We start from the raw sequence: 6,566 nt of genomic DNA, 5'->3' as shown, positions 1-6,566 counted from the left end.
GGCCGCACTGATGACCCGGACCGCCGGCCGGGAGCCTGAGGCCAGCCTTGTCGACGAGGTGCACCGGCGTACCGGCGGCAACCCGTTCTTCGTCGCCATTTCGTCGCGGTGTTCGGGCCGAGCAGGAAGAACAGGTTGGGGAAGCCGGCGATCGCCGTGCCCCGGTACGCGTGCATGCTGGGGGTCCACGCGTCGCCCAGGCTGTGCCCGGCCCGGCCGTGGATGCGGCGTACGACGGGGGAGTCGGTGACGTGGAAGCCGGTCCCGAGGATGATCGTGTCCGCCCGGTGGTGGACGCCATCGTCGGTGACGAGACCGTCCGGCACGATCCGGGCGATGCCGGCGGTGACCACGTCGACGTTCGGCCGGGTGAGCGACGGCCAGTAGTCGTTGGAGATCAACACTCGCTTGCAGCCCATCGCGTAGCGGGGGGTGAGCTTGTCCCGCAGGATCGGATCGGGAACCTGACGCCGCAGCGTACGCAGGGACCGGCGCGAGACGAGGCGGTTGACCGCCGGGTGCAGGAAGCCCAGGCCCATGCTCTCGCGTACCAGATAGAGCCCTGCCCGGGCGGCCCGCTGCGCACCGGGCACGGTGCGGAACGCGGCCTGCTCGACCCCGCTGATCCGGCGCGACAACCTCGGCATGATCCAGGCGGGAGTGCGCTGGAACAGCGTCAGCTTCTCGACCGTCGGCTGGATCTGTGGCACGAACTGGATGGCCGAGGCGCCGGTGCCGATCACCGCGACGCGCCGGCCGGTCAGGTCGTGGTCGTGCCGCCAACGGGCGGAGTGGAACACGGTGCCGGCGAACTCCTCGATTCCGGGCAGGTCGGGGATGGCCGGGTCGCTGAGCGGGCCGGCGGCACAGATCAGGACCCGGGCGCTGTGGTCGCCGCCCGAGGTGCGCAGCAGCCAGCGTTGGCGTTGGTCGTCCCACCTCGCCTCCAGTACCTCGTGGCGCAACCGCAACCTCGGACGAATGCCGAAGCGGTCGACGCACCCGCGCAGGTAGTCCCAGATCTCCGGCTGGCTGGAGAAGGTGTTCGACCACCCGGGGTTGGGGGCGAAGGAGAACGAGTAGAGGTGCGACGGGACATCGCAGGCGCAGCCCGGGTAGCTGTTGTCACGCCAGGTGCCGCCGACGTCCTCGCCCCGGTCGAAGACGAGAAAGTCGGTGAACCCGGCCCGCTGTAGGCGGATGGCGGCGCCCAGGCCACCGAAGCCGGCACCGATGATGGCAATGTCTGTCTCCATTCACTCCTCCGTGAGCTCGGGCGCTGTCAGGTCGGCCACCGGCGGCCAGGGCGGATCGCCCACGCCGGTGATTCGTACGCCGCCCCACGGATCGACCTCGGCCAGTCGGGCCGCCCGGACGCGGTCGGCGATGCGCACCTCGACGTCGCGCCGGCCGGAGCGCAGCAGATGGGCCACCCGTGGCTCGGGTTCGATCCGTCCGCCCCAGTGGAAGCGGCCGTCGACCGGCTCCCACCGCCCGCTGAGGTGCACCCGCACCGTGGTGCCCTCGACACCCGCCGGGCCGTGGTAACTCACGGCACGATCCGCTCGTGGGCGCGGGTCAGCTCGTGCGGCAGGTCGGCGCTGGCCCGTACTCCCTCGATGCCGCTCCACAGCAGGGCGGTCAGGTAGTCGGTGAGGGCGGCCCGACTGATCGGCTGGCCGTGCGTGGTCCACCAGTCGCCGACCGCCTGCACGAAGCCCACCAGGCCGTACGCCCAGGGCTCGGCGGGACCGGCGTCCAGGCCCAGCGTGCGTAGCCGGTCGCCGATCACCCGGGCGAGCCCGGCGGCCACCTGCCGGCTGGTGCCGGCGATCACCTGGTGGATGCCGGGGTCGCCGGACTGGTGCATGAGGAACCGGTAGAGCCTCGGCTCCGACTCGATCACGCCCAGGTAGGCGTCGATCGTCGCTTCGACCAGGTCACGTTCCTCGCGGACCTGTTCGACGGCGGGCGCGATGGCGTCGACCACCCGGGCCGCCACCACCTCGCTGACAGCGACCCAGAGCTGCGACTTGTCGGCGAAGTAGCGGTAGAGAACCGGTTTGCTGACGCCCGCGGCGGCGGCCACCTGTTCCATGTCGACCTCTGGCCCGTGCCGCAGCAGCGCCTGCACGGCGGCACCGACCAACTGCTGCCGTCGTTGCTCACGATGGTCTGCCCAGCGGTCCCGGCGGCCGTTGCCCTTCGCTTTTGGGCTGCCGTCGGGGGGCGTGGCAGGCGGGTCGGACGCATTGACACCGGTGAGCGGCGGTTGCATGCTACTACTCGTAACAGTTACTGGTCGTAACGTCAATATGGAGGAGCCATGGAGGCGGCGGAAACCGGGCGTGCGGCAGTCGCCGAGCGCCTGCTCACGTCCTCACTGCGGACCAGCTACGACCCCACCGTCGAGATCGACTGGGACGCCCCGCACACCCCCGGCGCCTACTGGCTTCCGCCTCAGCGCAGCAGCCTCTACGGCACGCCGCTGTGGGACCAGCTCAGCGAGGAGCAGCGCGTCGAGCTGACCAGGCACGAGGTGGCCAGCGCGGCCAGCGCCGGGCTGTGGTTCGAGACGATCCTCATGCAGATGCTGATCCGGGAGTACTACCGCGCCGACCCGACCAGCCGGCAGGCCCAGTACGCGTTGACCGAGGTCGCCGACGAGTGCCGACACTCGATCATGTTCGGCCGGCTGATCGAGGCGATGGGTTGTCCGGTCTACCGCGCGAGCACTGTCGACCACCATCTCGGGCGCTTCCTCAAGGCCACCGCCAGCGGCCCTCGGATGTACGCCGCGATCCTCATCGCGGAGGAGATCCTCGACGCGTTCCAGCGCGAGATCATGGCGGACGCGTCACTCCAGCCGCTCATTCGGATGGTGTCCCGCATCCATGTGGTGGAGGAGGCGCGACACGTCCGGTTCGCCCGCGAGGAGCTGGCCGCCGCGGTCGCGGCAACCGGTCCGGTGGGCATGGCGTACGCCCGGCTGCTGGTCGGTCGCGCAGCCCACACGATCGCCAATCGCCTGGTCCATCCCGACGTGTACGCGGCGGTGGGCATTCCGCCGGCGGTCGGTCGGGCCGCTGCCCGCGCCAACCCGCACTGGCGTGCCACGCTGCGCTGGTCCGCGGCGCGGGTGCACGCCAACCTGGCGGACGTCGGCCTGGTCGCTGGGCCGGGGCGTCTGCTGTGGGCCCGGGCCGGGCTGATCTGATCCGTTGCCCCGCAGAGGGCGGCATGGGGTGGGGCGAGATCAGTTCATGTGACGTCGCTGTCAGGCCCGTTCGACCCGCGCCTGCTGGTGATCGGTCAGCCGCAGCCCCACACCGCGCACCACATCGATGGTGGCTTTGGTGCCCAGGTCGTGCAGCTTGCGCCGCAGCCGCTTGACCAGCGACTGTACGTCCGCCTTGCGTTCGCGCCCCTCGTCACCCCAGACCGACCGGTGCAGCTCGGCATAGCTCCAGACCCGGGCCGGCTCGGTGATCAGGCAGGTCAGCAGGTCGTGTTCCAGGCGGGTGAGGTCGATCTCGCGGTCACCGCAGCGGGCGCTGGAGCGGGCCGAGTCGATCACCAGGGCGGCGACCGGCGTCGGTTCGGACGGGGCGGCTGCCTGCTGCGGGGCGGCGATCAGCCGGCGCAGCTCGTCGAGGTCGGCGACCAGCAGCAGCGGTGCGATGCCGTCGAGAAGCTCCGCGAGCCGGATGCGCTCGGCCGGCGACGGGGTCACCGCGATGAGCAGTGGGAACGGCTCGTCGGCCGGATCGCCCCTGTTCACCGTTGCCTCGTCGTCCTCGGCCACCGCACCGCCCGGGATCGATGGGCATCCCTGCCCAGCTCTCGTCATGGTTCTGACAATGATTGGCAAGCACGCCGCCAGCCAGGGCAACTCTTAGCGACAAGTTGCTCACGGCAAGTTCTTGATCGTCCGTTCTTCTCGATCATAGTGTCCACTCGGGCAACCGGCGTGACCCGCGCGGTGCATGGGGGAGGTCCACCATGGCCCATTACACCCTGGGTCGTTCTGAGGGAGGCAGCACCGATGTTCAGACGTCCACAATGGCGGCGCGCGGCCAGATCACTGGTGAGCGCCGGCGCGGCGACGATCCTCGCCGCGACATGCTTGGCGACGATCAGCTCGGGCGCGCAGGCCGCGCCGGGCGGTGCGATGGGGGCGGGCGCCCAGACCGGGGACAAGATCCGACCGGAGCTCGCCAAGCAGCTCCAGGCCAAGAGTGAAGGGGACTTCTGGATCCGGTTCAAGGACCGGGCCGACCTGAGCAAGGCCAGCGCCATCAAGGACTGGTCGAAGCGTGGCACGGCGGTGGCGGACGCGCTGCGCAAGACGGCCGCAGCGAGCCAGGGCAAGATCCGGGCCGACCTCGACAGCTCGGGCACCAGATACCAGACCTTCTGGGCCACCAACGCCATCAAGGTGAACAGCGGCTCGCTGGCGATGGCCCAGAAGTTCGCCGGGTACTCGGAGGTCGAGGGCCTCTACGCCCCGGTCTCGTACAAGGTGCCGGAGACGACCAAGGGCACCGACGAGAAGACCGTGAACGCCCTGGAGTGGGGCATCGCCAACATCAACGCCGACGACGTCTGGTCCCAGTACGGCGTCAAGGGCGAGGGCATCACCATCGCGAACATCGACACCGGGGTGCAGTTCGACCACCCGGCGCTGGTGAACTCCTATCGCGGCAACAACGGCGACGGGACGTTCGACCACAACTACAACTGGTTCAACGCCGCGAACGCGACCGGGGCCTGCGCCGCCGCCCCCTGTGACGGCGACGGCCACGGTACGCACACCATGGGCACCATGGCCGGCTCCGACGGCGCGAACCAGATCGGCGTCGCCCCCGGAGTCAAGTGGATCGCGGCGAACGGTTGCTGCCCCAGTGACGCCGCTCTGATCAATTCTGGTCAGTGGATGCTCGAACCGCTGGACCTCAACGGTCAGAACGCGGACGCGAGCAAGCGCCCGAACATCATCAACAACTCGTGGGGCACCCGGGACCCGTCCAACGAGCCGTTCATGGAGGACGTGACGGACGCCTGGACCGCTTCCGGGATCTTCGGCACCTGGTCCAACGGCAACAGCGGGCCGGCCTGCGAGACCAGTGGCTCGCCGGGCAGCCTCGTCAGCAACTACTCGACCGGCGCGTACGACGTCAACAACAACGTCGCCGGCTTCTCCGCCCGCGGCGTCGGTCAGAACGGCGAGATCAAGCCCAACATCTCCGCGCCGGGCGTGAACGTCCGGTCGAGCATCCCGGGCAGCGCCTACGGCACCATCAGCGGCACCTCGATGGCCGCACCGCACCTCGCGGGCGCGATCGCGCTGCTGTACTCGGCGGCGCCGTCGCTGGTCGGCGACGTCAACGCGACCCGCGCGCTGCTCAACGGCGCCGCGATCGACAAGGCCGACGACCAGTGTGGCGGCACCGCCGCCGACAACAACGTCTACGGCGAAGGCCGACTGGACGCCCTCGCCCTGCTCAACGCCGCCCCGACCGGCGACATCGGCACGCTGGCCGGCACGGTCACCGACGCGACCTCCGGCGCCCCGATCGCCGGGGCGACACTGACGCTCACCGGCGCGTCCGAGCGTGAGCTGACCACCGGTGCCGACGGCAAGTTCTCCACCCAGCTTCCCGCCGGCGACTACCAGGTCGCCGTCGCGGCGTTCGGGTACGGCAGCACCACCAGGACGGCGACGGTCGCCAAGGGCGCGACCACGACGCTCAACGTCGCCCTCACGGCGGTGCCGAGCGTCAACGTCACCGGAGCGGTCACCGACGGCTCCGGCCACGGCTGGCCGTTGTACGCCAAGGTGACCGTGACGGGGGTGTCCGGCGTCTACGACCACACCACCCCGTCGAACGGCCGCTACAGCATCAAGCTGCCGGCCGGGCAGACCTACACCCTGAAGTACGAGCCGCAGTACCCGGGCTACCAGACCGTCACCAAGCAGGTCGTGGTCGGCTCGGGCAACGTCACCGCCAACGTCGCCGTGCCGGTGGACAGCAACGCCTGCACCACCGCCCCCGGGTACACGTACGGCTCCGACGGTGAGTACGAGACCTTCGACGCCACGACCACGCCGGCCGGCTGGACCGTCGTCGACAACGCGGGCAGCGGTCAGGTCTGGAAGTTCACCGACGACGGCGACCGGGGCAACCTGACCGGGGGCAGCGGCAACTTCGCGATGATCGACAGCGACGCGTACGGGGCGGGCACCAGCCAGGACACCTCGCTGGTCAGCCCGGTGGTCGACCTGACCAGCGTCACGGCTCCGGTCATCCGGTTCAACCAGGACTTCAACCAGCTCAACGACGACACCGCCGACGTGGACCTCAGCATCGACGGCGGTGCCACCTGGACCAACGTGCTCCGGCAGGAGACGGATGTCCGGGGACCGAAGCTGACCGAGATCCCGATCCCGCAGGCGGCCGGTAAGGCGCAGGCCCGGCAGCGGCGCGACAGCGGAGAGGGTGACCACTACGCGGTGCTCCGGCGGGAGGACGACCAGGTGGTGGGCTCGCTGTGGACCCGGCGCA

6 protein-coding genes are annotated in these 6,566 nt (G+C 70.1%); 2 read left to right on the top strand and 4 right to left on the bottom strand.

The features are described from left to right. The 3 genes from ABZ749_RS26275 to ABZ749_RS26265 all read right to left on the bottom strand — a co-directional run. On the bottom strand, positions 1 to 1,256 hold a 1,256-nt coding region (locus ABZ749_RS26275; protein ID WP_357232458.1), incomplete at its 3' end, for an NAD(P)/FAD-dependent oxidoreductase. Continuing rightward, a complete protein-coding gene (locus tag ABZ749_RS26270; protein ID WP_357232455.1) occupies positions 1,257 to 1,553 on the bottom strand; it encodes a DUF4873 domain-containing protein in 297 nt (98 codons plus the stop codon). Continuing rightward, on the bottom strand, positions 1,550 to 2,278 hold the full coding sequence (locus ABZ749_RS26265) for a TetR/AcrR family transcriptional regulator (RefSeq protein WP_357232452.1): 729 nt from the start codon (positions 2,276 to 2,278) through the stop codon (positions 1,550 to 1,552). Before ABZ749_RS26265 ends, ABZ749_RS26270 begins: the two co-directional genes overlap by 4 nt. 48 nt (positions 2,279 to 2,326) lie before the next feature. On the opposite strand from ABZ749_RS26265, the gene ABZ749_RS26260 reads away from it, so the two are divergent. Further along, positions 2,327 to 3,217 (top strand): diiron oxygenase, encoded by an 891-nt coding sequence (locus ABZ749_RS26260; protein WP_357232449.1) that lies wholly within the window; start codon positions 2,327 to 2,329, stop codon positions 3,215 to 3,217. Positions 3,218 to 3,277: 60 nt separating this feature from the next. Here ABZ749_RS26260 and ABZ749_RS26255 read toward each other — a convergent pair whose 3' ends face one another. After that, entirely contained in the window at positions 3,278 to 3,850 is a 573-nt protein-coding gene (locus ABZ749_RS26255) for a winged helix-turn-helix domain-containing protein (protein ID WP_357232446.1), read from the bottom strand. A gap of 195 nt (positions 3,851 to 4,045) precedes the next feature. On the opposite strand from ABZ749_RS26255, the gene ABZ749_RS26250 reads away from it, so the two are divergent. Next, the coding region (locus ABZ749_RS26250; RefSeq protein ID WP_357232442.1) for a S8 family serine peptidase at positions 4,046 to 6,566 on the top strand (2,521 nt) is incomplete at its 3' end.

This window comes from Micromonospora sp. NPDC047753 (assembly GCF_040642735.1).
Lineage (GTDB): Bacteria > Actinomycetota > Actinomycetes > Mycobacteriales > Micromonosporaceae > Micromonospora.
The sequence above is the reverse complement of the archived record's forward strand: the minus strand, read 5'-3'. Positions and strand labels throughout refer to the sequence as shown.

Bases quoted from the DNA above. Each gene is read 5' to 3' on its own strand.
- ABZ749_RS26260 (WP_357232449.1), top strand. From the start codon at position 2,327: ATGGAGGCGGCGGAAACCGGGCGTGCGGCAGTCGCCGAGCGCCTGCTC.
- ABZ749_RS26255 (WP_357232446.1), bottom strand. From the start codon at position 3,850: ATGACGAGAGCTGGGCAGGGATGCCCATCGATCCCGGGCGGTGCGGTG.
- ABZ749_RS26265 (WP_357232452.1), bottom strand. From the start codon at position 2,278: ATGCAACCGCCGCTCACCGGTGTCAATGCGTCCGACCCGCCTGCCACG.